Origin of the sequence: Achromobacter veterisilvae (genome assembly GCF_900496975.1) — a bacterium.
Classification (GTDB): Bacteria; Pseudomonadota; Gammaproteobacteria; order Burkholderiales; family Burkholderiaceae_B; genus Achromobacter; species Achromobacter veterisilvae.
This window is the reverse complement of sequence record NZ_UFQC01000001.1, coordinates 188,458-212,820: the sequence shown is the minus strand read 5'-3', so window position 1 is coordinate 212,820 and position 24,363 is coordinate 188,458. Positions and strand designations below refer to the sequence as shown.

24 protein-coding genes are annotated in these 24,363 nt (G+C 69.9%); 19 read left to right on the top strand and 5 right to left on the bottom strand.

Annotation, left to right across the window (positions count from 1 at the left end; all coding sequences use genetic code 11):
* Nucleotides 1-12: 12 nt before the first annotated feature.
* The 11 genes from narJ (at nt 13) to ubiT (ending at nt 9,641) form a co-directional block, all read left to right on the top strand.
* Nucleotides 13-654, top strand: coding sequence for a nitrate reductase molybdenum cofactor assembly chaperone (gene narJ, locus AVE30378_RS01000; RefSeq protein ID WP_129238908.1), 642 nt, complete (start codon nt 13-15; stop codon nt 652-654).
* 18 nt (nt 655-672) lie between these two features.
* Nucleotides 673-1,356, top strand: a complete 684-nt coding sequence (narI, locus tag AVE30378_RS00995) for a respiratory nitrate reductase subunit gamma (protein ID WP_129238907.1) — start codon at nt 673-675, stop codon at nt 1,354-1,356.
* 22 nt (nt 1,357-1,378) lie between these two features.
* Nucleotides 1,379-2,140, top strand: a complete 762-nt coding sequence (locus tag AVE30378_RS00990) for a peptidylprolyl isomerase (protein WP_129238906.1) — start codon at nt 1,379-1,381, stop codon at nt 2,138-2,140.
* Complete coding sequence (moaA, locus tag AVE30378_RS00985; RefSeq protein ID WP_129238905.1) at nt 2,137-3,135, top strand: GTP 3',8-cyclase MoaA; 999 nt, start codon at nt 2,137-2,139, stop codon at nt 3,133-3,135. Before AVE30378_RS00990 ends, moaA begins: the two co-directional genes overlap by 4 nt.
* A 1-nt stretch (nt 3,136) precedes the next feature.
* Nucleotides 3,137-3,805 carry a carbonic anhydrase gene (locus AVE30378_RS00980; RefSeq protein ID WP_129238904.1) on the top strand — a complete coding sequence of 223 codons (669 nt, stop codon included), beginning with the start codon at nt 3,137-3,139 and terminating at the stop codon, nt 3,803-3,805.
* A complete protein-coding gene (gene mobB, locus AVE30378_RS00975) occupies nt 3,802-4,299 on the top strand; it encodes a molybdopterin-guanine dinucleotide biosynthesis protein B (RefSeq protein WP_129238903.1) in 498 nt (165 codons plus the stop codon). The genes AVE30378_RS00980 and mobB overlap by 4 nt, the downstream gene beginning before the upstream one ends.
* A 92-nt stretch (nt 4,300-4,391) precedes the next feature.
* On the top strand, nt 4,392-6,329 hold the full coding sequence (locus tag AVE30378_RS00970) for a type IV pili methyl-accepting chemotaxis transducer N-terminal domain-containing protein (protein ID WP_129238902.1): 1,938 nt from the start codon (nt 4,392-4,394) through the stop codon (nt 6,327-6,329).
* Nucleotides 6,330-6,342: 13 nt separating this feature from the next.
* Nucleotides 6,343-7,005 (top strand): response regulator, encoded by a 663-nt coding sequence (locus tag AVE30378_RS00965; RefSeq protein ID WP_129238901.1) that lies wholly within the window; start codon nt 6,343-6,345, stop codon nt 7,003-7,005.
* Between the two features lie 301 nt (nt 7,006-7,306).
* Nucleotides 7,307-8,323 (top strand): ubiquinone anaerobic biosynthesis protein UbiU, encoded by a 1,017-nt coding sequence (gene ubiU, locus AVE30378_RS00960; RefSeq protein ID WP_129238900.1) that lies wholly within the window; start codon nt 7,307-7,309, stop codon nt 8,321-8,323.
* Nucleotides 8,320-9,213 carry a U32 family peptidase gene (locus AVE30378_RS00955; protein ID WP_129239044.1) on the top strand — a complete coding sequence of 298 codons (894 nt, stop codon included), beginning with the start codon at nt 8,320-8,322 and terminating at the stop codon, nt 9,211-9,213. Before ubiU ends, AVE30378_RS00955 begins: the two co-directional genes overlap by 4 nt.
* Nucleotides 9,214-9,215: 2 nt before the next feature.
* Entirely contained in the window at nt 9,216-9,641 is a 426-nt protein-coding gene (ubiT, locus tag AVE30378_RS00950; RefSeq protein WP_425265771.1) for a ubiquinone anaerobic biosynthesis accessory factor UbiT, read from the top strand.
* Between the two features lie 12 nt (nt 9,642-9,653).
* On the opposite strand, the gene AVE30378_RS00945 is transcribed toward ubiT, so the two are convergent.
* A complete protein-coding gene (locus AVE30378_RS00945; protein ID WP_129238898.1) occupies nt 9,654-11,810 on the bottom strand; it encodes an ABC transporter permease subunit in 2,157 nt (718 codons plus the stop codon).
* 1 nt (nt 11,811) lies between these two features.
* Nucleotides 11,812-12,834: an amino acid ABC transporter substrate-binding protein gene (locus tag AVE30378_RS00940; RefSeq protein WP_129238897.1), complete on the bottom strand. Its 1,023-nt coding sequence runs from the start codon at nt 12,832-12,834 to the stop codon at nt 11,812-11,814.
* Between the two features lie 176 nt (nt 12,835-13,010).
* Between AVE30378_RS00940 and AVE30378_RS00935 the strand changes: the two genes are divergently transcribed.
* The gene (locus tag AVE30378_RS00935; protein ID WP_129238896.1) at nt 13,011-14,150 is read left to right on the top strand and encodes an aminotransferase class V-fold PLP-dependent enzyme; all 1,140 of its coding nucleotides are present in this window, start codon (nt 13,011-13,013) and stop codon (nt 14,148-14,150) included.
* A gap of 36 nt (nt 14,151-14,186) precedes the next feature.
* The gene (locus AVE30378_RS00930; protein WP_129238895.1) at nt 14,187-15,479 is read left to right on the top strand and encodes an O-acetylhomoserine aminocarboxypropyltransferase/cysteine synthase family protein; all 1,293 of its coding nucleotides are present in this window, start codon (nt 14,187-14,189) and stop codon (nt 15,477-15,479) included.
* An 8-nt stretch (nt 15,480-15,487) separates the two neighbouring features.
* On the opposite strand, the gene AVE30378_RS00925 is transcribed toward AVE30378_RS00930, so the two are convergent.
* Nucleotides 15,488-16,501 carry an AraC family transcriptional regulator gene (locus AVE30378_RS00925; protein ID WP_244234945.1) on the bottom strand — a complete coding sequence of 338 codons (1,014 nt, stop codon included), beginning with the start codon at nt 16,499-16,501 and terminating at the stop codon, nt 15,488-15,490.
* An 83-nt stretch (nt 16,502-16,584) separates the two neighbouring features.
* Here AVE30378_RS00925 and AVE30378_RS00920 point away from each other — a divergent pair, with 83 nt between their 5' ends.
* The 5 genes from AVE30378_RS00920 to AVE30378_RS00900 are packed head-to-tail and all read left to right on the top strand — an operon-like array spanning nt 16,585 to nt 21,128.
* Complete coding sequence (locus AVE30378_RS00920) at nt 16,585-17,142, top strand: carboxymuconolactone decarboxylase family protein (RefSeq protein WP_129238894.1); 558 nt, start codon at nt 16,585-16,587, stop codon at nt 17,140-17,142.
* Nucleotides 17,139-18,269 carry an acyl-CoA dehydrogenase family protein gene (locus AVE30378_RS00915; protein WP_208742329.1) on the top strand — a complete coding sequence of 377 codons (1,131 nt, stop codon included), beginning with the start codon at nt 17,139-17,141 and terminating at the stop codon, nt 18,267-18,269. Before AVE30378_RS00920 ends, AVE30378_RS00915 begins: the two co-directional genes overlap by 4 nt.
* Nucleotides 18,266-19,063: an ABC transporter ATP-binding protein gene (locus tag AVE30378_RS00910; protein ID WP_129238893.1), complete on the top strand. Its 798-nt coding sequence runs from the start codon at nt 18,266-18,268 to the stop codon at nt 19,061-19,063. Before AVE30378_RS00915 ends, AVE30378_RS00910 begins: the two co-directional genes overlap by 4 nt.
* Nucleotides 19,064-19,107: 44 nt before the next feature.
* A complete protein-coding gene (locus tag AVE30378_RS00905) occupies nt 19,108-20,298 on the top strand; it encodes an ABC transporter substrate-binding protein (RefSeq protein ID WP_129238892.1) in 1,191 nt (396 codons plus the stop codon).
* Nucleotides 20,295-21,128, top strand: a complete 834-nt coding sequence (locus AVE30378_RS00900; protein ID WP_425265769.1) for an ABC transporter permease — start codon at nt 20,295-20,297, stop codon at nt 21,126-21,128. Before AVE30378_RS00905 ends, AVE30378_RS00900 begins: the two co-directional genes overlap by 4 nt.
* A 7-nt stretch (nt 21,129-21,135) precedes the next feature.
* Here the strand turns inward: AVE30378_RS00900 and AVE30378_RS00895 are convergent, their stop codons facing one another.
* Entirely contained in the window at nt 21,136-21,702 is a 567-nt protein-coding gene (locus tag AVE30378_RS00895) for a surface-adhesin E family protein (protein WP_129238891.1), read from the bottom strand.
* A gap of 112 nt (nt 21,703-21,814) precedes the next feature.
* Nucleotides 21,815-22,504: a GntR family transcriptional regulator gene (locus AVE30378_RS00890; protein WP_129238890.1), complete on the bottom strand. Its 690-nt coding sequence runs from the start codon at nt 22,502-22,504 to the stop codon at nt 21,815-21,817.
* A gap of 127 nt (nt 22,505-22,631) precedes the next feature.
* Between AVE30378_RS00890 and araD the strand changes: the two genes are divergently transcribed.
* The gene (gene araD, locus AVE30378_RS00885; protein WP_129238889.1) at nt 22,632-24,362 is read left to right on the top strand and encodes an L-arabinonate dehydratase; all 1,731 of its coding nucleotides are present in this window, start codon (nt 22,632-22,634) and stop codon (nt 24,360-24,362) included.
* Nucleotide 24,363 lies beyond the last annotated feature (1 nt).

Sequence of the window (24,363 nt, the reverse complement as noted above, 5' to 3'; positions counted from 1 at the left end):
AAGGAGAAAACCATGAGTCCGTACCGCCTGCTTTCCGCCTTGCTGTGCTATCCCGAAGCCGAACTGCTGGACGCGCTGGGCGAGGTGGAAGCCGCGCTGGCCGCCTATCCGGATGCCGAGGAAGCGCTACAGCCCCTGATGGAGTACCTGGCCACCCACGACCTGATTCCGTTGCAGGAGAACTACGTGGCCACGTTCGACCGGAACCGCTCGCACTCGCTGCACCTGTTCGAGCACGTGCATGGCGAAAGCCGCGACCGCGGCCAGGCCATGGTGGACCTGCTGGACACCTACCGCGAGCACGGGTTCGAGCCGGTCGTGTCCGAATTGCCCGACCACGTGCCGCTGTTCCTGGAGTTCCTGGGCGTCATCGAACCCGGCAAGGCCCAGGAACTGCTGGACGAAGCCATCCACGTGCTGGCGGCCATCGGTTCGCGCCTGGCCAGGAGCGAAAGCCCCTACGCCTGCATCTTCGGGGTGCTGCGCGCGCAGTCGCGGGTGGTTCCGCGCGAACAGACCGAGGCGCCCGTGCGCGACATGGACGAAGCGATGGAGCGGTACGGCTCCAGTCCCGACGGGGTGGAACCGCTCTTGCGGCCGTTCTCGGGCGATGGCGCGCAAACCGTGCGCTTCTATCCCCGCGCGGCCCATTAATCTTCAGGACGACGCAACATGAACTCCCTGAATCAGTTTTTCTTCGGCATCTATCCCTACATCGCGCTGACGGTCTTCCTGCTGGGCAGCCTGGTCCGTTTCGAACGGGAGCAATACACCTGGAAGTCGGACAGCTCGCAGTTGCTGCACCGCGGCCAGTTGCGGCTGGGCAACATCCTGTTCCACGTCGGCATCCTGGGCCTGTTCTTCGGCCACCTGGCCGGCCTGCTGACGCCGGTGGTGGTCTGGGACACGCTGGGCGTATCGCATACGCTGAAGCAGACCGTGGCCATGGCCGCCGGCGGCGTCATGGGCGGCATGTGCCTGATCGGCCTGCTGATCCTGATCCACCGCCGCCTGAGCGACCCGCGCATCCGCGCCACCACGCGGCCCGGCGACAAGCTGCTGTTGCTGTGGATCCTGGTCACGCTGCTGCTGGGCCTGTCCACCATCGTGCTGTCGGCCGGCCACATGGACGGTGAAATGATGGTGCGCCTGATGACCTGGGCGCAGCACATCGTCACGTTCCAGGGCGACGCCGCCAGCCATATCGACGGCGTGCCGCTCCTGTTCAAGGCGCACCTGTTCATGGGCCTGACGCTGTTCGTGATCTTCCCGTTCACCCGCCTGGTCCACGTCTGGAGCGGCTTTGCCTCGGTGGGCTACCTGGGCCGCGCCTGGCAACTGGTCCGCCCGCGCTGAAACCCGCCACGAGGAGCCGAACATGCCTGTCATCGTCAATGGCGTCGAACTGAGCGACGCGGACCTGGAACGCGAGCTGCCGCTGCATGCGCAGGCCGGCAATCCCATGCGCGAGGCGGTCACGGCGCTGGTGCTGCGCCGCGTGCTGCTGGACGAAGCCGCCCGGCAGGGGCTGGACGCCGCGGACGAGGAGGGCGCCATCGGCGGCCTGCTGGCCCGCGAGGCCACCGCGCCCGAAGCCGACGAGGCCGCCTGCCGCCGCTTCTACCAGATGCACCCCGAGCGCTTCATGGTGGGCGAACTGGTCGAGGCCGACCACATCCTGTTCCAGGTCACGCCCAGCGTGAACCTGGACATGCTGCGGGCGCACGCCAATGCGGTGCTGGCCGAACTGCTGGAAGACCCGTCGCGCTTCGCGGCCGTGGCGCGCGAGCAGTCCAACTGCCCGTCCGCCGCCGTGGACGGCAGCCTGGGCCAACTGGGCCGCGGCGACACGGTGCCGGAATTCGAGCGAGCGGTGTTCGCGCTGCCCGCCGGCGGCCTGCTGCCGCAACTGCTGCAGACCCGCCATGGCCTGCACATCGTGCGCGTGACGCACCGCATCGAAGGGCGGCTGCTGCCATACGAGCACGTGGCCGGGCAGATCGCCTCGGCGCTGTCGGCCATGAGCCGCGACATCGCCTGGCGGCAGTACGTCAAGCTGTTGATCGGCCGCGCCGACATCCAGGGCATCGACCTGGAGGAGGGCGAGCCGGAACGTGTCTTCAGCGGAAGCGCCGCATGATGGAAACGCCGCCTGCCGGACCCCTCAAGGATGGCCACGGACGCCGCATCGACTATCTGCGCGTCTCGGTCACCGACCGCTGCGATCTGCGTTGCAGCTATTGCCTGCCCAAGGATTTCAAGGGCTTCGAAACGCCGTCGAACTGGCTGGACCACGAGGAAATGCTGCGGCTCGTCGGCCTGTTCGTGGCGTTGGGCGTCAGCAAGGTCCGCCTGACCGGCGGAGAGCCGCTATTGCGCCGCGGCATCGCCGGGCTGGCGGGCGCGATCGCCGCCATGCCCGGGTTGGCGGACCTGTCGGTCTCCACCAACGGCACCCAGCTCGCCCGCCACGCGCAGTCCCTGCGCGCGGCCGGCGTGGACCGCCTGAACGTCAGCCTGGACACGCTGGACGCGGCCGCTTTCAGCCGGATCACCGGCCGGGACTGCCTGGAGTCGGTGCTGGCCGGACTGGCCGCCGCGCGGCGCGCGGGCTTCGCGCCCATCAAGCTCAACAGTGTGGTGCACGCGGCCACGCCCGAGGCGGAGGTGCGGCGGCTGCTGGACTACGCGGTGGCGCAGGGCTTCGTGCTGCGCCTGATCGAGCCCATGCCCATGGGCGAGTGCGGCCGGGGCTTTTCCCATACCGACCTGAACGCGATGGGCGCGCGCCTGGCCGCCGAGGCGGGGTTCATGCCCGCGCTGGCGGGTGCCGGGGCCGGCCCCGCGCGCTACTGGACGACCGGCCGCGGCGCGCCGGTGCTGGGCGTGATCACGCCGATGTCGCGGCATTTCTGCGCCAGTTGCAACCGCGTCCGGCTGGGCGTGGACGGCACGCTGTACCTGTGCCTGGGGCAGGAAGACCAGGTGCCGCTGGGCCGGCTGCTGCGCGGCGGCGCCAGCGACGCCGAACTGACCCGGGCCATCCTGGCTGGCATCGCCGCCAAGCCGGAGCGCCACGAATTCACCAGCCGCCCGGAACGCATCGTGCGCTTCATGGCGCAGACGGGAGGCTGAGATGCGCGACATCGAACGCCTGGTCGACGGTTTCCAGCGCTTCCAGCAGCAATACTACGAAAATGCGCCTTCCCTCTACCGCAACCTGCGCGAGGGCCAGCATCCCAGCACCTTGCTGATCGGATGCTGCGATTCCCGGGTGGACCCGGCCATGCTGCTGGGCTGCGACCCGGGCGACATCTTCACCGTGCGCAACGTCGCCAACCTGGTGCCGCCGGCCAACACGGACCGGGGCCTGCAGGGCGTGCTGGCCGCGATCCAGTTCGCGGTGGAACAATTGCAGGTCAGCCGCGTCATCGTGCTGGGCCATGCGCACTGCGGCGGCATCCGGACGCTGATGGACCGGGGCCTGGGCTGCGCCGAGGACAACGGCGAGACCGACTACCTGAAACGCTGGATGGACATCGCCGAGCCGGCGCGCAGGCGGGTGCTGCAACAGATGCCCGCGGCCTCGGCCGCGGAGCGCCGGCGCGCCTGCGAACAGGCGTCCATCCTGATCTCGCTGCGCAACCTGGAAGACCTGCCTTTCGTCAGGCGCGCGGTCCAGACGGGAGCGCTGACGCTGCACGGCTGGTATTTCGACCTGGTGGCGGGCGCTTTGCTGGCATACTCGGCGCGTGCGGACGCGTTCCTGCCGATCGTATGCCCCTCGTTCTCGGAGCTTGCATGACCCCAGTTTTCGGTATCGCCGGCCGTTCCGGCAGCGGCAAGACCACCCTCATCGAAGCGATGCTGCCCTTGCTGGTCGCGCGCGGCCTGCGGGTCAACGTCATCAAGCACAGCCACCACGATTTCCAGATGGAGCCGCCCGGCAAGGACAGCGCGCGCTTCCGCCTGGCCGGCGCGCAGGAGGTGATGGTGGCGTCGCCGTTCCGCTACGCCATCGTCCATGAACTGCGGGACGCGCCCGAACCCACGCTGGCCGAGCAACTGGCCCGCCTGGCGCCGGCCGACCTGGTGCTGGTGGAAGGATTCAAGCAGGCGGCCATCCCCCGCATCGAGGTGTACCGGCCCGCCGCGGGCAAGCCGCCGCTGCACGCGGAGGACGCCGGTTTCCTGGCGGTGGCGACCGACGCGCCGCTGGAGGCCGGCGTGCCTTGCCTGCCGCTGAACGACCCCGACCGCGTCGCGGCGTTCATTTGCCGCGCCCTGGGCCTGGATTGAGCGCCGGCGCCGCAGGGAAGTGGAGGCGGGCGGCGAGAGGAGACTACACTGGTAGCCGATCCGCCCCGCGCGCGCAGACAGCAGCCACCTTCATGAAGTCCACCCATTCCTTCGCCGAGTCCGAGGGCCTGCCTTCTCCCCGGCACCGCCTTTCCACGCGCATCATCGCCAGCTCGCTGGTCGCGCTGATCGTGGTGCTGGCCATGGTCAGTTGGACCCTGTGGCTGTCCTGGCAACTGGAAGGCGCGGGCGCCGCGATCAACGATACCGGCAGCCTGCGCATGCGCGCCAACCGGGTCGCGGTCGAACTCATGCGGCCGCAGGCCGGCCGCGAGTTCCGCACCCAGGAGCAGATCCAGGCCATGGAGGACACGATCGCGCGCCTGGCGCGCGGCAATCCGGCGCGCCCGCTCTTCATTCCCAACGACGAGGCCATCCGGGTCCAGTGGCACGACGTGGCGGCATACTGGAACGACATCATGAAGCCGGCCGCCATCCGCGCCCTCGGGCAGCCGGACGCCGCGACCTACCTGGAGACGCTGCCGGAGTTCGTTTCCCGGGCGGACACCCTGGTCCGCATGATCGAGCAGGACAACGCGGGCAAGACCACGTCGCTGCGCCTGTCCCAGGGCGTGCTGGCCGCCATCGCCAGCGCCGGGACGCTGGCGATGATCTACCTGCTGTACCTATGGATCATTTATCCGGTGCTGCGGCTGCGAGACGGCCTGCAGCGCATGGCCGCAAGGGAATTCAGCACGCGCCTGCCGGTCGAGAGCCAGGACGAATTCGGCGTGCTGGCCCGCGGCTACAACCGCATGGCGGATGAACTGCAGGACCTGTACACCGGGCTGGAGCGGCGGGTGGAGGAAAAGACCGCCCAGCTCGCCGCGCAGAACCGGGACATCGGCGCGCTGTACGACATGGCGGCCTTCCTGAACCAGCCCAACGAGATCGAGGCCTTGTGCGACGGTTTCCTGCGCCGCGTGATGCTGCAATTCGACGCCGAGGGCGGCAGCATCCGCGCGCTGGACCCGACCAACGAAAAGCTGAACCTGATGGTGTCGGTGGGCCTGTCCGACGAACTGGTGGAATCCGAGCACTGCATGAAGGTGGAGGATTGCTATTGCGGCGTCGCCACGCGGCAGGACGGCGTCATCGTCATCCAGGACTTCCGCCGGTCGCCGCCGGCCATGGACCTGAACTGCCAGCGCGAGGGCTTCGCCAGCGTGGCCGTGTTCCGCATCGTCACACGCGACGAGGTGCTGGGTTCGTATTCCCTGCATTTCCGCCAGCAGCGCCGCCTGACGGCCGCCGAGTCCCAGTTGCTGGAAACGCTGGGGCGGCACCTGGGCGTGGCGCTGGACAACCGGCGCCTGGGCGCCCAGGCGCGGCAATTGGCCGTGGTGCAGGAGCGCGGGCTGGTGGCCCAGGGGCTGCACGACAGCCTGGCGCAGGGCCTGAATTTCCTGAACCTGCAATTGCAGATGCTGGACGCGGCGGTCAAGCGGGGCGACGCCGAGGAAATCGAAGAGATCCTGCCGCTGCTGCGCGCGGGCGTGGACGAAAGCTACCAGGACGTGCGGGAACTGCTGACCAATTTCCGCAGCAAGCTGGCGCAGGGGGACCTGCAGGCCGCGATCGAAGACACCGTGGACCGTTTCCGCCGCCAGACGGGCATCGAGACCGAATTGCGGTTCAACCAGGGGCAGGGGGCGCCGCTGCCGCCGGAACAGCAGTTGCAGGTACTGTTCATCCTGCAGGAAGCCTTGTCGAACGTGCGCAAGCACTCCGAGGCGAGCCACGTCGAGGTGGCGGTCGACAACGGCCGCGATTTCAGCCTGCTGGTGGCCGACAACGGCCAGGGCTACGACCCCGGCGAGGTGGCGGAGCGCGGCGAATCCCATGTGGGGCTGCACATCATGCGCGAGCGGGCCGCCCGGATGCGCGCCATGATAAAACTCGAATCGCAGCCCGGCGCCGGCACGCGCGTTTCGCTGACCCTGCCCGGCAGCGAGCGCCAGGCCGCCTGACATAGCCCACACCATGCCCATCCGTATTCTCCTCGTCGACGACCACACCCTGTTCCGCTCCGGCGTGCGCCTGCTGCTGCAGCGCCAGCCCGACTTCGAGGTCGTGGCCGAGGCGGGCGACGGGGTCGAGGGGCTGAAACGCGCCAAGGAACTCAAGCCCGACGTGGTCTTGCTGGACCTCAACCTGCCCGGGCTCTCCGGCCTGGAAACGCTGCAACTGCTGACGCAGGACCTGCCGTCCTGCGCCGTCATCATCCTGACGGTCTCCGAAGAGGCGGACGAGCTGGGCCAGGCGCTGCGCGACGGAGCCCGGGGCTACCTGGTGAAGAACATCGACGCCGACGCGCTGACCGCCGCCATCCGCCGCGCGGCCGGCGGCGAACCGGTGATCGCGGACAGCATGACGGCCAAGCTCGTGGAGCAATTCCGCGGCCAGGCCGGCCAGGTCGCGCAGGCGTCGGGCAACTCCGACCGCAACCGCCTGACCGCGCGCGAGCGGCAGATCGTGCAATGGCTGGCGCGCGGCGCCAGCAACAAGGTCATCGCGCGGGAACTCGACGTCAGCGAAAGCACGGTCAAGATCCACGTGCAGAACGTGCTGAAAAAACTGAACCTGACCAGCCGCGTGCAGGTCGCGGTGTATGCGGTGGAGCACGGGCTGTACACGGAGGAGTGACGGAACGGCCCGGTGTCAGGCATCCGCACGGGCCAGGTGCCTAGGCCAGGTGTCTGACACCCGTACGAGAAGATGTTGAAATCGCGACGGTGCCTCCGGGTGTCAGACACCAACCAGCTCATTGGTGTCTGACACCCGGGGAGGCGTGCTTCCACACGAGAGCGCATCTCGTACGGGTGTCAGACACCTGGCCCAGAGACACCACACCCCCCCCCCCCCGCATCGACTACGACCTCCGACACCCGGGCGATCTTGATCTGCGACAAGGTGGCCGTGACGGCCACCCCCTAGACTGGCCGTCATGGAAAATCGAACCTCTCCCATGGAGCTCGTGGCCCCCGCCGGCAGCCTGGCTGCGCTGAAGGCGGCGGTCGAGGCGGGCGCCGACACGGTCTATCTCGGCCTCAAGAACGCCACCAACGCCCGCAATTTCGCCGGGCTCAATTTCACCGAAGCCGACATCCGCGCGGGCGTCGAACTGGCGCACAGCCGCAAGCGCCAGGTGCTGTTCGCCATCAACACTTTCGTGCAGGCGGGCCGGGCCCAGGAGTGGCGCGCCGCCGTGGATGCCGCCTACGGCCTGGGCGCCGACGCGGTCATCATGGCGGACGCGGGCCTGCTGGCCTACGCCAGCGACCGTTATCCCGATCTGCGCCTGCACCTGTCGGTGCAGGGCTCCGCCACCCATACCGACGCCATCGAACTGATGAAGGAGCAGTTCGGCATCCGCCGCGTGGTCCTGCCGCGCGTCCTGACGCTGGCCGAGATCGCGCGCATCTGCGCCAACGTCAGCGTCGAGGTCGAAGTGTTCGGCTTCGGCAGCCTGTGCGTCATGGCCGAGGGGCGCTGCCTGCTGTCGTCCTACGCCACCGGCGATTCCCCCAACAACAAAGGCGTCTGTTCGCCCGCGCACGCGGTGCGCTGGGAAGAGACCGACGGCCGCATGGATGCGCGCCTGAACGGTATCCTCATCGACCGCTACGAGCCCGGCGAGCCCGCCGCGTATCCAACCCTGTGCAAGGGCCGCTTCGACGTGGACGGGCAGGCCGACCACGCGCTGGAGGAACCCACCAGCCTGAACGCCGTCGGCCTGCTGCCGCGCCTGGCGGAAATGGGAGTGTCCGCCATCAAGATCGAAGGGCGGCAGCGCAGCCCGGCCTACGTGACGCAGGTGGTGTCCACGCTGCGCGCCGCGCTCGACAGCGTGCACGCCGACGCGGCCCGCTTTTCCCCGCGCCCCGAATGGAACGCCATGCTGGCGCGCCATGCCGAGGGTTCCCAAGTCACCCAGGGGGCATTCGAACGTCCATGGAAATGAAGCCCAACGCATTCCGGATTTCTGTCGGACCCCTGCTGTACTACTGGCCGCGCCGCGACACGCTGGATTTCTACGCGGGACTGGCCGACAGCCCCGCCGACATCCTCTACGTGGGCGAGACCGTGTGCAGCCGCCGCCACGAACTGCGCGCCGACGACTGGATGGCGCTGGCGCGCGACCTGCGCGCCGCCGGCAAGACGGTGGTGCTGTCCGGCCGCACGCTGATCGAGACCGGCGCGGAGGCCAGCGCCCTGAAAAAGCTGTGCGAGCAGGACGACTTCCTGGTCGAGGCCGGCGAAGTGGGCGCGATGCGCCATCTGGCCGGCCGTCCCTTCGTGGCCGGCCCGCACATGAACGCCTACCACGGCGGCACCCTGGAATGGCTGGCCCAACGCGGCGCCACGCGCTTCGTCGCGCCGCTGGAAATGGACGGCAAGACGCTGGCGCGCCTGCTGGAGGAGCGGCCGGCGGGCCTGGAGGCCGAAGTCATGGTCTGGGGCCGCATGGCGCTGGCGTTCTCGGCGCGCTGCTTCACGGCGCGGCACTTCCGCCTGAAGAAGGACGAGTGCGGATTCCGCTGCATCGAACATCCCGACGGCCTGGACATGCGCACCCGCGAATCGCGCGACTTCCTGGCGATCAACGGCATCCAGGTGCAGTCGGCCGCCTGTCTGGACTTGCTGGCGCGGGCGCCCGAGCTGGCGTCGCTGGGCGTGGAGGTGCTGCGCGTCAGTCCGCAATCGGCCGGCACGCTGGAAGCGATCGCCGCGCTGGACACGGCGCGCCGCGGCGGCAAGCCGGCCGCGGTGGAGCCGCCCGCGGGCATCGACCGCTGCAACGGCTACTTCCATGGACGGCCCGGCATCGATCTGCTGGAGGAAGCCGTATGAGCATGTCCATCGCAATGCCCGCCGTTTTTGCCCGGATCGGCCGGCGCCTGCCGACGCCGCTGGTGTCGCTGCACTTCGTCGCTGGGCTGGAGCTGGCGCGCCGGCTGAAGTGGCTGTCGCCGCCGGCCGAACTGGAAGGCCGCAGCTTCGCCATCACCGTCGAGGACCTGGGACTGCGCAACTGCTTCGCGGTGAAGCAAGGCGCGTTCCGCACGGTCTGGGACGGCGCGCCGGCGGAACTGGAGCTGGGCGCGAAGCTGGCCGATTTCCTGGCGCTGATGCGCGCGGAAACCGATGCCGATACCTTGTTCTTCCAGCGCCGCCTGCGCATCGCGGGCGACACGGAGCTGGGGCTGATCGTCAAGAACTGGCTGGACGCATCGCCCCGGCCGGCCTGGCTGCAAAGGCTGGGCGGGGCAGGGCGCTAGCGGACCCGGCCGCTACGCGCCCACCCGTTCCATCCTGCGCGCGGCCCGCGACAGGACGAGGCTGGCCGCGAAGTACAGCAGGGCCACCGCCAGGTAGACCTCCACGTGGTAGGGCCGCCAGGCGGTGCCGGCGACGACCGCCTTGGCCGCGCCCAGCACGTCGAACACGCCGATGATGCTGACCAGGGAAGTATCCTTGACCGCGCCCACGAACACGCCCAGCGCCGCCGGCGCGGCGATGCGGCGGGCCTGCGGCCAGATGACGTAGGCATGGGCCGCGGCCGGCCCCATGCCCAGCGCGCGCGCCGCCATCATCTGCCCGGGCGGGATGGCTTGCAGCGCGCCGCGCAGCACCTCGGCGAGCAGGCAGGCAGTGTGCAGCGTCAGCGCGGCCAGCGCCATGCTGAATTTCGACACGCCGCCACCCAGCAGCATGGGCAGCACGAAGGACGCGAACAGCAACTGGGTCACCAGCGGCACGCCGCGCGCGGCTTCGATCAGTCCGGCCGCGGCCAGCGATCCGGCGCGGCTGCCGGAGCGCCGCAGCAAGGCCAGCGCGAAGGCGAGCGGCACCGCGGCGCCCAGCGCGGCGATGGCCAGTATCAGCGTGACCAGCAGCCCGCCCCAGCGTTGCGGGCCGATCGCCGCGCCGCCCCAGGGCCAGCCCGACAGCGCGCAGGCCACGGCGGCGAGCAGGGCGACCAGCAGCGCCGCGCGGGCGCGGGCGGGCAGGCGGCCGGCGCCCAGCGTCAAGGCGACGCCCGCCAGCAACGCCGCGCAGGCGGCCAGCGCCGGCGCGCGGTCCGCCTCGGCCATGGTGCCGAACAGCAGCAGCGGCAGATTCTCTCCTACGGCGGCCCAGCAGGCGCCCGCGGCATCCGCGCAGGCGGCCGGATCGCCCAGCCAGACCGCGCGCAGCACGGCCCAGTCCAGCAAGGCCCATCCCGCCGCGGCCAGCGCGATGGCGAGCACGGCCGAGACTAGTCTCCGGCGCCATGGCCGCGCGTCCGGGGCGGCCGCGGACAAGGGGCGGTCGCCCAGGCGCGCGCCGTGCGTGTCGCCCGGGCCGTGGCGAGTGTGGCGGGCGTTCCAGGCGGACAGGCCGCCGCCCAGGCCCAGCGCCAATGCCAGGTAGACCGCCACCGCCAGCGCGATGCCCTCCAGCGCCAGCCCGGTTTGCGTGATGACGGTGTTGATGACGGCCATCAGTTCCTGGTAGCCGATGGCGATCGCCAGCGTGCTGTTCTTCACCAGGGCCAGGCACTGGTTGGCGTAGGGCGGCAGCGCGACCCGGGCGGCGTAGGGCGCGATCACCAGCCGCAGCACGCGGCGGGGCGTCAGCCCCAGGGCCTGGCCGGCCTCGACCAGGCCGACCGGCACGGCGCGCACGGAGGCGCGCACGATGTCGGCGATGTAGGCCGCGTGGAAGACCACGAGGCCTATCGTCAAGGCCGCGAATTCGATGCTGGGCTGCCAGCCGCCCTGGAGTCCCAGGCCGCGCCGGGCGGGCAGGTCCACCTGCATGGCGGGCAGCAGGGCCCAGGCCGCGAGGGCCGCGGCCAGCGCGCCGTACCACGCGGCGTTGCCCCAGCGGCGCCGGGCGCGCCAGCCCAGCGCCAGCGCCGCCAGGGCCGCGGCCGCGTAAGGCAGCCAGCCGTGCACGGCCGGCAGGGCCAGCCCGCGGTTCGAGAGCAGTACGGAAGGCAGCGGCGACCAGGCCTGCCGCAAGTCCGGCAGGCGCAGCAGCAGGCCGTACCAGACGAATAGCTGCAACAGCACAGGCGTGTTGCGCAGCGGCGCGATGACGAGGGCCGCGCAGCGCGCGGCCAGCGGATGGGACGACAGGCCCAGCAGACCCAGGCCCAGTCCCAGCGCGGTCGCCAGCGGAATCGCCGCCAGCGCCACCGTCAGGGTGTTGACGAGGCCGGCGGCGATCGACATCCAATAGGGATCGTCGGGCGTGACGCCGAGCAGGCTTTCCGAAATGCGAAAGCCCGCGGGCTGGAACAGGAAGCCGAATCCGCCCTGGATACCGCGCGCCGTCTGCACGGACTCGATGTGCAGCAGCAGGACGGCGGCCATGCCGCCCAGCGCCAGGCACCAGGCCGCCGTGGACAGCCAGCGCCGCCAGGGGCCGGGCGCCGGGAAGGGGACTGCCGCCGCCGTCATGTCACTGGAACGGCGGCGAATACAGCAGGCCGCCCTGGTTCCATTGTGCGTTCAGGCCGCGCTCCAGTTTCAACGGCGTGGCGGCGCCCAGATTGCGCTCCCAGATTTCGCCGTAGTTGCCCACCGCCTTGATGGCGTTGCGGGCCCAGCCTTCGTCCAGGCCGAAGCTCTTGCCGATGCCGGGATCCACGCCCAGCAGGCGGCGCACCTGGGCGTCGGTGCTCTGCGCCTGGCTGTCGGCGTTCGCGGCGGTGACGCCCAGTTCTTCGGCGGCGACCAGCGCGTTCACCGTCCAGCGCACGATGGCGGTCCAGTTGGGATCGTCCTGCCGCACGAAGGGGCCCAGCGGCGACTTGTTGATCCGCTCGGGCAGGATGACGAAGTCGTCGGGCTGGCTCGCGCGCGCGGCGCGGCTGGCCGCCAGGGTGGACGCGTCGGACAGGTAGACGTCGCAGCGACCGGCGTAGAAGGCCTGCTCCAGTTCCACCAGGTTCTCGATGACGACCGGGCGGTAGTTGAGCTTGTGCTTCTTGAAGTAATCGACCAGGTTCTGTTCGTTGACCGTGCCGGGCTGCACGCAGACCTGCGCGCCGTCCAGCTCGGTGGCGCTCTTCACGCCCAGCTTGCGCGGCACCAGGAAGCCCTGGCCGTCGTAGAACACGATGCCCGCGGACACGATGCCCAGGCCCGCGTCGCGGCCGGACGTGATCGTGGTGTTGCGGTTGAGCACGTCGACCTCGCCGGATTGCAGCGCGGGGAAGCGCTGCTGCGAACTGAGAGGAACGAAGCGCGTCTTGGCGGGGTCGCCCAGCACGGCGGCGGCCAGCGCGCGGCACAGGTCCGCGTCCAGGCCGGTCCAGCGGCCCTGTTTGTCGGCGATGGACAGGCCCGCCGATCCCTGGCTGACGCCGCAGACCAGCTCGCCCCGCTTCTTGATCGTGTCCACCGTGCCCGCATGGGAGACGCTGGCGGCGGCCAGCGCAGCGGCCGCGCCCGCGGCCTTGAGTAGATGAGTCAAACGCATGCCGTTCCCGTATTTTTCGTATGCAAGAAAGGCATGAATTCTAGGGGCCGGGCCCGCTTTTCCGAGCGACTATATTGTCATATCAATATAAGAACTAAGCCTTATCCAGATTTCCGTCATATACCTAGAATGCCGTCATCCCCATACAGTCCGATGAACGAGGTCGAAGGTTGCGCATGAGCTGGCAGGATGAATTCAGGCAGTGGTTTCCCATCACGCGCGACAAGGCCTACGCCAACATCGCCTACACCAGCCCGCTGTCGCCCAGGGTGGCCGGGGCGGTGGCGGATTTCTTCGACGGCATTACGCACGCCCGCAGCGACAAGCCGCAATGGCTGCGCGACGCCGACGCGCTGCGCCTGCGGCTGGCCCGGCTGATCGGCGGAGACGCGCGCCGGCTCGCCTTCACCAAGAACACCACCGAAGGGCTCAACACGGTTGCCCAGGGCCTGGCCTGGCGGGAAGGCGACAACCTGATCGTGGACGACCAGGAACATCCGACCAATGCCTTGCCCTGGCTGAACCTGCGCCGCCGCGGCGTGGAGGTTCGCGTGGCGCGCGCCGACGCGCACCGCTACGAAGTGGACGACCTCTGGCGCCTCGTGGACGCCCGCACGCGCCTGATCGCGGTGTCCTGGGTGCAGTACGGCACGGGTTTCCGCACCGACATCGCGGAACTCGGGCGCCGCTGCGCGGAGCGCGGCATCTGGCTGGTCGTCGACGGCATCCAGGGCGCGGGCCTGCTGCGCGCCCGGGTCGACGAATGGCGCGTGGACGCCTTCGCCTGCGGCGCGCACAAAGGCATGCTGGGTCCGCTGGGCGTGGGCCTGCTGCACGTGTCGCCCGGGCTGCTGGACGCGCTGGACCCGCTGTACGTGGGGCCGTCGGGCGTGACCACCCTGGACAAGTCCGGGCCGCAATGGCAGGTTGGCGTGTCGGACGCGGGCGACGCGCGCCGGCTGGAGACGGGCAACCTGAATTATCCCGGCATCGCCGGTTGGGCGGGCGCGCTGGACCTGATCGAAGAGGCCGGCCCGGAACGCATCGAACCCTGGGTGCTGGAGCTGTCGCAGGCGCTGGGCGAGGGATTGCGCGCGCTCGGCGCGCAGGTGGTGTCGCCGCCCGGCGCGGCGTCGCGCAGCACGACGACGGCGCTGAAGGTGGCGGACCCCGCGCTCGCGCTCGCCCACCTGGCCCGGGAGGGCGTGGTGGCCAGCATTGTGGAGTATGGTTACGTGCGCCTGTCCGTCGGCGCCTATAACAACCATGCCGATATCGACCGCATCCTGCGCGCGGCGCGCGCGTTCGCGGCCTGACCGGAATTTTTGATAACGCATCTCCTGGAGAGACACATGACCGACCCGAAGCAGCCCTGGCGGCTTGAAACCATTGCCGTGCACGGCGGCTACCGTCCCGATCCCACCACGCGCGCCGTGGCCGTGCCGATCTACCAGACCGTCGCCTATGCGTTCGACGACACGCAGCATGGCGCGGACCTGTTCGACCTGAAGGTGCCGGGCAACATCTATACCCGCATCATGAACCCCACCACCGACGTGCTGGAGCAGCGCGTCGCGGCCCTGGAAGGCGGCATCGCCGCGCTGGCGCTGGCCTCGGGCCAGGCCGCGGTGACCTACGCCATCCTGACCATCGCCGAGGCCGGCGACAACATCGTGTCCTCCAGCACGCTGTACGGCGGCACCTACAACCTGTTCGCGCACACGCTGCCGCAGTACGGCATCGCCACGCGCTTCGCCCAGCCCTCCGACCTGGCCGCCTTCGAAGCGCAGATCGACGAGCGCACCAAGGCCATCTTCGCCGAATCCGTCGGCAACCCGCTGGGCAACATCACCGACATCGCCGCCCTGGCCGAACTGGCGCACCGCCACGGCCTGCCGCTGATCGTCGACAACACCGTGCCGTCGCCGTACCTGCTGCGCCCCATCGAGCACGGCGCCGACATCGTGGTGCAATCGCTGACCAAGTACCTGGGCGGCCACGGCACCAGCCTGGGCGGCGCCATCATCGACTCGGGCAAGTTCCCCTGGGCCGAGCACAAGGCCCGCTTCAAGCGCCTGAACGAACCGGACGTCAGCTACCACGGCGTGGTCTACACCGAGGCCTTCGGCCCGGCCGCCTACATCGGCCGCGCCCGCGTGGTACCGCTGCGCAATACCGGCGCCGCCATCTCGCCGTTCAACTCGTTCCAGATCCTGCAAGGCATCGAAACCCTGGCGCTGCGCGTGGACCGCATCGTCGAGAACGCGGTGAAGGTCGCCAACTACCTGCGCGAACACCCGAAGGTGGAGTGGGTCAACTATGCAGGCCTGCCGGACCATCCGGACCACGCGCTGGCGCAGAAGTACCTGGGCGGCAAGGCGCCGGGCCTGTTCACGTTCGGCGTGAAGGGCGGCCGCGAGGCTGGCGCGCGCTTCCAGGACGCGCTGCAGCTCTTCACCCGCCTGGTCAACATCGGCGATGCCAAGTCGCTGGCCACGCACCCCGCGTCCACCACCCACCGCCAGCTCAATCCCGAAGAGCTGCAAAAGGCGGGCGTGCGCGAGGAAACGGTGCGCCTGTCCATCGGCATCGAGCACATCGACGACCTGCTGGCCGACCTGGACCAGGCGCTGGCCCAGGTCTAGCCCGAGGACTACCCGCCGCCCGCGAGGGCGGGGCGGTGCCTGCGCAGCGCGGAAGGCGCCACCCCTTCCGTGCGCTGGAACACGCGGCTGAACGCCGCCTGCGATCGGTAGCCGACGCGCTCGGCGGCGTCCTGGATGCCCATGCCCTGGCTCAGGTGGCGCCGCGCCACGCGCATGCGCAGCAATTGCAGCAATTGCGCGGGCGTGGTCCCGCCGTGCAGCGTGAAGCGGCGATGAAAGGTGGCCTTCGACATGTGCACCCGGTCGGCCATGTCCTGCATGCTCCAGGGCCTGGCCGGTTCGGCCAGGATGGCCTGCAGCAGGCCGGCCATGGCCGGATCGCGGGCCAGCACGAACAGGCCGTAGGCCTGGCGGTCGTGGATGGCCAGATGGCGCAGCATGAAAAAGATAAGCAGGTCGGTCAGCCGTTCCAGCACGACGGAGGACGCGCCCGGATCGCGGGCGGTCTCGCCCAGGATCAGTTCGAACACGCCGCGCGCCGTGCGGAAGCGTTCGTCGCTGGCGCGCAGCACCAGGTAATCGGGCAGCGTGTCGGCCAGCAGGTCGGCGAGCCCGGGCCGGAACTGGAAGAAGCCGCAGGCCAGGCCGGTGCTGTCGGCCTGGCGCGGCAGGAGAGGCTGCATCGGCGCGCCTTGCGCGCCTTCGGCGGCGGGCGGGTCCAGCGGCGTCAGTGCATGGGGAATGTCGCGCAGGAAGAAGATGCCGTCGCCCGCGGCCAGCGTCAGGGTTTCGCGCCCTTCGCCCACGTCGACCAGGCAGCCGCCGTGCAGGATCAGATGGAAGCTGGACCGCGCGCGCCCGCTGGTGCTGGCCGACCAATTGCCGCAATACTGCCCAAGGTGATACAAGCTGGATTGCACCTCCAGGCTGGACAGCAGCAGGGCGTCGACCGCGGCCTGGTCGGCGGCTGATACGGTCCATGGACCGGAGCAGTTCAAGGGTAGGGTTTCGGAACGCATCTGGTTATAAGCGCATAGCTGAAAGTCGATAAGATCTAGCATCAAGTTGCGATCTTCATGCATTGTCGCTTGCGGCCCGGCGCAAGCACAATGAGGCTTTCAACGATAGCCGTCAGGAGACTCACATGGCCCGTTTGCCCGTCCATACCGCGCAAAGCGCTCCCGAACCCACGCGCGCGGCGCTGGCCGCCGCCGAGCAGGGCGCGGGGTACCTGTCCAACCTGCTGGGGGTGCTGGCCAACGCGCCGGTGGCGCTGGAGGCCTACCAGACCCTGTCGCAGATCAACGCGCGCGCCGGGCTGACCCTGCAGGAGCGCGAGGTGGTGCAACTGGTGGCCGGCACGCGCCACGGCTGCACCTTCTGCGTGGCGGGCCACACCGCGCTGGCGCGCAACAAGGCCAGGCTGTCGCCCGAAGTGGTGGACGCGCTGCGCGCCCAAGGCGCGCTGCCGGACGAACGCCTGCAGGCCCTGGCCGCCTTCACCGAAGCCGTGATCCAGACGCGCGGCCGTGTCAGCGACGAGGCCCTCCAGGCCCTGCGCGGCGCGGGCTACACGGACGGCAACGCGCTCGAAGTCATCGTGGGCGTGGGGCTGGCCACCATCTGCAATTTCGGCAACAACCTGGCGCAGACGCCGCTGAACGAGCAATTGAGCGACTACGCCTGGAGCGGCGCGCAATGACGCCGCAATCCGCAAGCGTCGAAGCCGGGCGCGGCCTGCTGCCGCAAGACCTGCGCGCGTGGCTGGAGCAGCACGCCGACGCGCTGGACGACGGCAGGCTGGACGCCGCCACGGTATTGCCCCGGCTGGCCGCGGCGGGCGTGTTCCGCCAGGGCGTGCCCGAAGCGCGGGGCGGCCTGCCCGGCACCGACATCGGCGACGCCATCGAAGCGGTGTCGCAGGTGGCGGAACTGTCGGTCGCCAGCGCGTTCGTGGCCTGGGGCCAGCGCGTCTTCATCGAATACCTGCTGCGCAGCCCGAATACCGCGCTGGCCGATGCCTGGCTGGCGCCCTTGCTCGGCGGCGAACAGGCGGGCGCGACCGCGCTGTCGAACGCCATGAAGTTCCTGAGCGGGATCGAGTCCCTGCAGATCGGCGCGCGGGAAGCGGAGGACGGCCAGTGGGTGCTGGACGGCCGCATGCCCTGGGTGACGAACCTGCGGGTGCAGGGCTTCCTGGTCGCCGCCGCGGTCACGGCGCCCGACGGCACGCCGGCCGTGGTCGCGCTGCCGCACGACATCGCCGGGCTGGTGCGCAGCCCGGACCTGTCCTTGCTGGCGCTGCAGTCGAGCAACACCGCGGCCCTGGACGTGCGCGGCGTGCGCATCGGCCCGGAATGGCTGATCCATCCCGATGCCCGCGAGTACCTGCCGCAAGCACGGCCGGCCTTCGCGGGCCTGCAATGCGGCCTGTCCATCGGCCTGGCGCGCCGCGCCTTGCTGGCCGCGGCGCAGGCGGGGCAGGGCCAGGCGTCGCGCGGGATCCTGGGCGCGCCACTGGAAGCCTTGCGGGCGCAGGTCGGCGCGCTGTCCGACAGCCTGATCGAGGGGGTGCGCAACGGGCGCTTCGTGGCCGAACCCTGGGCCCTGTTCGAGATCCGCATCGCCTTGGCCGACGCCGCCAACCAGGCGGTGCAACTGGAATTGCAGGCCAGCGGCGGCGCGGCCTACCTGCGGCCGGCCGGCGCGGGCTTTGCCCGGCGCTGGCGCGAGGCGGCCTTCCTGCCCATCGTCACGCCCAGCCTGGTGCAGTTGAAGACCGAGCTGGCCAAAAGGAAGGCCAGGCTCGCGGCCGGGGCCGCCGCATGACGACGGCCCCGCAACCGGTGCTGCGGGCCCGGGGCCTGGCGCTCAGCTACCCGGGGGCGGCCGGCGCGGTGTTCCAGGGCGTGGACCTGGACCTGGCGCGTGGCGAGGTGGTGGCCGTGCTGGGCGCAAGCGGCGCCGGCAAGTCCAGCCTGCTGCGCGTGCTGGCCGGCTTGCAGTCCGCCAGCGCCGGCACCCTGCTGATGGAAGGCGCGCCGCTGACGGGCGTGCATCCCCGCGTGGCCGTGGCCTTCCAGGATCCGAGCCTGCTGCCCTGGCTGTCGCTGGAACGCAATGTGGCTTTCGGCCTGGATTTCAAGCACCAGCCGGCGCTGACGGAGGCGCAGCGCCGCGCGCGGGTGGACCAGGCCATCGACGAGGTCGGCCTGTCGCACGCCCGGCAACTGCGTCCCGCGCAATTGTCGGGCGGCATGGCGCAGCGCGCGGCCCTGGCCCGCTGCCTGGCGCGCCAGCCTTCCGTGCTGCTGCTGGACGAACCTTTCGGCGCGCTGGACGAGGTGACGCGCGGCGAGATGCAGGCGCTGCTGCGCAAGGTGGTGGCCGATTTCGATACCGCCGCCGTATTGATCACGCACGATATCGACGAAGCGCTGGTGCTGGCCGACCGCATCGTGCTGCTGGGCGGCGCGCCCGGCCGCATCCTGGGCGTGTGGCGGGTGGACCTGCCGCAGCCCCGCGCCGACCTGTTGCCGGAAATGGGCGCGCTGCGCCTGGAAATCCTTACCCGCCTGCGCACCGCGCTGCGGGCCGTCCGCGGCGAAGCCGCGCTTGCCTGACCCGGGGGCCCGCGCCGCGGGCAGTCCCTACAAGGAGTTCTTCGATGTGCCTTGAACACATGTCGCGTCGCGACTGGTTGAAACTCTCGGCCCTGCTGACGGCCGGCGGCGCCGCCTCCCTGCTGTCGGCGTTCAACGCCCGCGCGCAGAGCGAACCCGACGCGCCGGTGCGCATCGGCTACCTGCCCATCACCGATGCCGCGCCGCTGCTGGTGGCGCACAACAACGGCCTGTTCGAGAAGGCCGGGGTCAAGGCGGAAAAACCCACGCTGCTGCGCAGTTGGGCGCAGGTGATAGAAGCCTTCATCTCCGGGCAGGTGAACGTGGTGCACCTGCTGTCGCCCATGACGGTGTGGGCGCGGTTCGGCAGTCAGGTGCCGGCCAAGGTGGTGGCCTGGAACCACGTGGGCGGCTCGGGCCTGACCGTGGCGCCGGCCATCAATAGCGTCAAGGACCTGGGCGGCAAGACGGTCGCGATTCCGTTCTGGTATTCCATCCACAACGTCGTGCTGCAATACCTGCTGCGAGAAAACGGCCTGGCGCCCGTGTCCCGCAAGGACGGCACGGTGGGCGCGGGCGAGGTGAACCTGGTCGTCATGGCGCCGGCCGACATGCCGCCCGCGCTGGCGCAGAACCGCATCGCCGGCTACATCGTGGCCGAGCCGTTCAACGCGGTGGCCGAGACCCTGGGCGTGGGCAAGGTGCTGCGCTTCACGGGCGATGTCTGGCGCAACCACGCCTGCTGCGTGGTGTTCATGCACGAGCGCGACCTGGAACAGCGTCCGCAATGGTCGCAGAAGGTGGTGGACGCCATCGTGCAGGCCCAGTTGTGGATACGCGAGAACCGGGCCGAGACGGCGCGGCTGCTGTCCAAGGAAGGCATCAACCGCTACACGCCGCACGCCTTGCCCGCGCTGTCCAAGGTGCTGGCGCCGCCGCCCGCGGATCGCGAGCAATATCTGGCCAGCGGTGCCATCCGGCATGCGGACTGGGACGAACGCCGCATCGACTTCCAGCCGTATCCCTTCCCGAGCTACACCGAGGAACTGGTGCGCCGCCTGCGCGATACGCTGATCGAGGCGGACCGCGGCTTTCTGGCGGGCCTGGATCCGGCCCGCGCCGCCTCTGAACTGGTCGACGACCGCTACGTCAGGCGCGCCATCGAATCGGCGGGCGGCCTGAGCCGTTTCGGCTTTCCCGACCAGTACACCCGGACCGAGCTGGTGCAGGCGTGACGGCCCGGGAGTCCGCCGCCGGTACGCCGGCCGGATTGGTCGCCGCGCAAGACCCGGCGGAGGGCCGCAAGCGCGGCGGCCAGGGCCTGGCCGCGCGCTGCGCGCTGGGCGCCGGCGGCTTGGCCGCGCTGCTGGCGCTGTGGTGGCTGGGCACGGACGTCCTGTCGCCCGCGGGCGGCATGGCGCGGCGGTTTTCCCCGGGCGCCACCTTCGTCAGCCTGGGCGAACTGCTGACGGGGTCCGACCTGCCCGCGCACATCCTGGTCAGCCTGCGGCGCGTCGCCGTGGGCCTGGGCTTCGCGCTGGCCATCGGCGTGCCGCTGGGGCTGGCCATCGGCAGCTACCGGCGGCTCGAGGCCGCGGTCTCGCCGGCCATGCAGTTCCTGCGGATGATTTCGCCTTTGTCGTGGATGCCGATAGCCGTGATGGTCTTTGGCGTGGGCGACGACCCGGTCTACTTCCTGCTGGCCTTCGCGGCCGTCTGGCCCATCGTGCTGAACACGGCGGCGGGCGTGCAGCAACTGGACCCGCGCTGGCTACTGTTGGCCCAAAGCGTGGCCGCGACCCGCTGGGAGACGCTGCGCAGCGTCATCCTGCCGGGGGTGCTGGGCCATATCCTGACGGGCGTGCGCCTGGCGATCGGGATCCTGTGGATCGTGCTGGTGCCCTGCGAGATGCTGGGCGTGTCGGCGGGCATGGGTTATTTCATCCTGGATACGCGCGACCGCCTCGCGTATTCGGAGCTGATGGCGATGGTGCTGATGATAGGCGTGCTGGGCTTCCTGCTGGATGCCGGGGCGCGCGCGCTGTACCGCTATTGGCGGGGGTAGGCCGGCCTTACTTGCGCGTGCTTTTGCCGCCCGCGGGGCAGACCAGGCCGCGCAGTTTGCGCTGCACGGGATCGTGCGCGATCGGCGCGTCGTGGATGCCGGCCGTGGGCGGGGATTCCACGATCGAGCCGGTGGCGTTTTCCCCGGCGTAGTGCAGGGTGCGGTAAACGGTATAGGTATTCGCCGAGCAGTTCATCGTGACCGGCTGGGTCACGGAACGGTAGGACTGCCCGTTGGCCTCGGAGATCCGGGGCTGGGCATAGAACCAGGCCACGGTCACGGCCACCACGGCGGGGCGTTCGGACAGGGGCTTGATCGAGGCGCTGTCATAGAACACGCCCGGCATGGCCTGGGGATCCAGCGGCACCCATTCCGGGCCGCCGAACAGCATGCCCGCCGGGCCCGGGTCCCGCGGCACCACGTTCACCGCGCAGGCGTTGGCCGGCACCGGATCGCCCTCGCGCACCGTGATGGTCTCGCACGCGCCGGGCTGGGCGGCCGGGGCGGCGGAGCCCCATGCGGCCGCGACCAGCGCGGCGAGGGCGAGTCGGGATCTTGCATGCCTTGCGATCATGGGGAACGTTCCGTTCGGTAAGCGGCGGGCCATGGCCCGGCGGGCCCTCCCGCCGCCGCGGGGTGTCCTCGATCATACCGGCGGGCGGCGCGTTTGAGCGCCTCTTTTTGGCCTACGCGGCCTGTACGTACTCAGGATACCGCTTGCAGATCTCGGCCACCTGGCTGAGCGTGCCCGAAAGATGTTCGCGCAGCACTTGCTGTGCCCGCGCGGCATCCTGGGCGACGATGGCGTCCAGCAGGCGCTGGTGATCGTCCAGGATGCGCTCGGCCTTGCCGGCTTCCGGCAGGTGCAGCCGGCGCAGGCGGTCCAGGTGGCCGCTGTAGCGCTGTTCCAGTTCCCAAAGGCGGGTCACGCCGGCGGCGTCGTGCATGTCGCGGTGGAATGCCTGGTCGGCATCGATGAACTGCTGGTACTGGCCGCCGGCGTGGCTGGCGCGTTGCAGGTCGATGCTGGCCTGCAGCCGCTGGAACAGCGTCGGGTCGGGCCGCTGCGCCAGCATCCGCACGATTTCCAGTTCGAGCGAACGGCGCAGGAAATGCGCCTCGCGGGCCGCCGCGATGTCGATGCGGCTGACCACGGTCGTGTGCTGGGGATAGATCTCGACCAGGGCTTCTTCCGCCAACCGCATCAGGGCATCCCGGATGGGGGTCTGGCTCAGGCCGTAGGCGTCGGCCAGCGTCACGCGCGACAGCGGCGCGCCGGGGGCGAGTTCCAGGGAGACGATCTGTTCGCGCAGGTGTTCGAACACCTGCGGCGCCGCGTGGCGCGAGCGGTCCAATCGGAGCTTTGGGCTGGGCATCGGGGGCGCGAAGGGCAGGGTCACGGAAACGGGGAAGCCCAAGTGTAGCGGGTTTTCACCTAGCTGACGCACTAATATATTAGTGTTTAAATGGCTTCGTCGCCATTCCGTTTTCCGCCTTGCCCCTATGAAACGTTCCTACGAAAGCCTGCGCAGCGCCGCCTGGATGGCCAAGGACGACCTGCGCTCCTTCGGCCACCGTTCCCGCATGATGCAAATGGGCTATGGCCCCGACGATTGGGCGGGCCGGCCCATCATCGCCATCGTCAATACCTGGTCCGACCTGAATCCCTGCCACAGCCATTTCAAGCAGCGAGTGGAGGACGTCAAGCGCGGCGTGTTCCAGGCGGGCGGCTTCCCGGTGGAGCTGCCCGCCATTTCGGTGTCGGAATCTTTCGTCAAGCCGACCACCATGCTGTACCGCAATTTCCTCGCCATGGAGACCGAGGAGCTGCTGCGCAGCCACCCGGTGGACGGCGCGGTCCTGATGGGCGGCTGCGACAAGACCACGCCCGGACTCATCATGGGCGCGATCAGCGCCGGGCTGCCCTGTATCTACGTGCCCGCCGGCCCCATGCTGCGCGGCAACTGGAAAGGCCGGATCCTGGGTTCCGGCTCGGACGCCTGGAAGCTCTGGGACGAGCGGCGCGCCGGCAAGATCACGCAGGAACAATGGACCGAAGTGGAGGGCGGCATCGCGCGCAGCTACGGCACCTGCATGACCATGGGCACGGCCAGCACCATGACCGCCATCGCCGAGACCATCGGCATGACCCTGCCGGGCGCGTCCTCGATCCCCGCGGCGGACGTCAACCACATGCGCATGTCGGCCGAGTGCGGGCGGCGCGCGGTGGAGATGGTCTGGGAAGACCTGACGCCGCAGCGCATCCTGAGCCTCGCGTCCTTCAAGAACGCCATCAACGTGGCCATGGCCATGGGGTGCTCCACCAACGCCATCGTGCACCTGGTCGCCATGTCGCGGCGCGCGGGCTGCGCCGTGGGCCTGGACGACTTCGACGCCGCCAGCCGCAAGGTGCCCGTGATCGCCAACATCCGGCCCAGCGGCGATACCTACCTGATGGAAGACTTCTACTATGCGGGCGGACTGCCGGCGCTGATGTCGCGCCTGCATGGCCACCTGGATCCGTCCGCCATGACGGTCACCGGCAGGACGCTGGGCGAGAACATCGCCGGCGCCGAGGTCTACAACGACGACGTGATCCGCACGCTGGAGAACGCCATCTACGAGGAAGGCGCGCTGGCCGTGCTGCGCGGCAATATCGCGCCGGACGGCTGCGTCATCAAGCCCAGCGCCTGCGCGCCGCAATACCTGCGGCACACCGGGCCCGCGCTGGTGTTCGACGACTATCCCAGCATGAAGGCGGCGGTCGACGACGAGAACCTGGACGTCACCGCCGACCACATCATGATCCTGCGCAACGCCGGTCCGCAGGGCGGCCCGGGCATGCCCGAATGGGGCATGCTGCCCATTCCCACCAAATTGGTGAAGCAGGGCGTGCGCGACATGCTGCGCCTGTCGGACGCCCGCATGAGCGGCACCAGCTACGGCGCCTGCATCCTGCACGCCGCGCCCGAGGCCTATATCGGCGGCCCGCTGGCGCTGGTCAAGACAGGCGACCTGATCACCGTGGACGTGCCGGCCCGCAGCATCCACCTGAATGTCAGCGACGAAGAACTGGCGGCCCGGCGCGCCGCCTGGACGCCGCCGCCCAGGCGCTACGAGCGCGGCTACGGCTGGATGTATTCCCGGCACATCCTCCAGGCCAACGACGGCTGCGATTTCGACTTCCTGGAAACCGGATTCGGCGCGCCCGTGCCCGAACCCGAGATTTTCTGAA

Bases quoted from the DNA above. Each gene is read 5' to 3' on its own strand.
- AVE30378_RS00905 (WP_129238892.1), top strand. From the start codon at position 19,108: ATGTGCCTTGAACACATGTCGCGTCGCGACTGGTTGAAACTCTCGGCC.
- ubiU (WP_129238900.1), top strand. From the start codon at position 7,307: ATGGAAAATCGAACCTCTCCCATGGAGCTCGTGGCCCCCGCCGGCAGC.
- araD (WP_129238889.1), top strand. From the start codon at position 22,632: ATGAAACGTTCCTACGAAAGCCTGCGCAGCGCCGCCTGGATGGCCAAG.
- AVE30378_RS00930 (WP_129238895.1), top strand. From the start codon at position 14,187: ATGACCGACCCGAAGCAGCCCTGGCGGCTTGAAACCATTGCCGTGCAC.
- AVE30378_RS00940 (WP_129238897.1), bottom strand. From the start codon at position 12,834: ATGCGTTTGACTCATCTACTCAAGGCCGCGGGCGCGGCCGCTGCGCTG.
- AVE30378_RS00935 (WP_129238896.1), top strand. From the start codon at position 13,011: ATGAGCTGGCAGGATGAATTCAGGCAGTGGTTTCCCATCACGCGCGAC.
- AVE30378_RS00910 (WP_129238893.1), top strand. From the start codon at position 18,266: ATGACGACGGCCCCGCAACCGGTGCTGCGGGCCCGGGGCCTGGCGCTC.
- AVE30378_RS00945 (WP_129238898.1), bottom strand. From the start codon at position 11,810: ATGACGGCGGCGGCAGTCCCCTTCCCGGCGCCCGGCCCCTGGCGGCGC.
- narI (WP_129238907.1), top strand. From the start codon at position 673: ATGAACTCCCTGAATCAGTTTTTCTTCGGCATCTATCCCTACATCGCG.
- AVE30378_RS00965 (WP_129238901.1), top strand. From the start codon at position 6,343: ATGCCCATCCGTATTCTCCTCGTCGACGACCACACCCTGTTCCGCTCC.
- AVE30378_RS00970 (WP_129238902.1), top strand. From the start codon at position 4,392: ATGAAGTCCACCCATTCCTTCGCCGAGTCCGAGGGCCTGCCTTCTCCC.
- AVE30378_RS00920 (WP_129238894.1), top strand. From the start codon at position 16,585: ATGGCCCGTTTGCCCGTCCATACCGCGCAAAGCGCTCCCGAACCCACG.
- AVE30378_RS00915 (WP_208742329.1), top strand. From the start codon at position 17,139: ATGACGCCGCAATCCGCAAGCGTCGAAGCCGGGCGCGGCCTGCTGCCG.
- moaA (WP_129238905.1), top strand. From the start codon at position 2,137: ATGATGGAAACGCCGCCTGCCGGACCCCTCAAGGATGGCCACGGACGC.
- mobB (WP_129238903.1), top strand. From the start codon at position 3,802: ATGACCCCAGTTTTCGGTATCGCCGGCCGTTCCGGCAGCGGCAAGACC.
- AVE30378_RS00980 (WP_129238904.1), top strand. From the start codon at position 3,137: ATGCGCGACATCGAACGCCTGGTCGACGGTTTCCAGCGCTTCCAGCAG.
- ubiT (WP_425265771.1), top strand. From the start codon at position 9,216: ATGTCCATCGCAATGCCCGCCGTTTTTGCCCGGATCGGCCGGCGCCTG.
- AVE30378_RS00990 (WP_129238906.1), top strand. From the start codon at position 1,379: ATGCCTGTCATCGTCAATGGCGTCGAACTGAGCGACGCGGACCTGGAA.
- AVE30378_RS00890 (WP_129238890.1), bottom strand. From the start codon at position 22,504: ATGCCCAGCCCAAAGCTCCGATTGGACCGCTCGCGCCACGCGGCGCCG.
- AVE30378_RS00955 (WP_129239044.1), top strand. From the start codon at position 8,320: ATGAAGCCCAACGCATTCCGGATTTCTGTCGGACCCCTGCTGTACTAC.
- AVE30378_RS00895 (WP_129238891.1), bottom strand. From the start codon at position 21,702: ATGATCGCAAGGCATGCAAGATCCCGACTCGCCCTCGCCGCGCTGGTC.
- narJ (WP_129238908.1), top strand. From the start codon at position 13: ATGAGTCCGTACCGCCTGCTTTCCGCCTTGCTGTGCTATCCCGAAGCC.
- AVE30378_RS00925 (WP_244234945.1), bottom strand. From the start codon at position 16,501: ATGCTAGATCTTATCGACTTTCAGCTATGCGCTTATAACCAGATGCGT.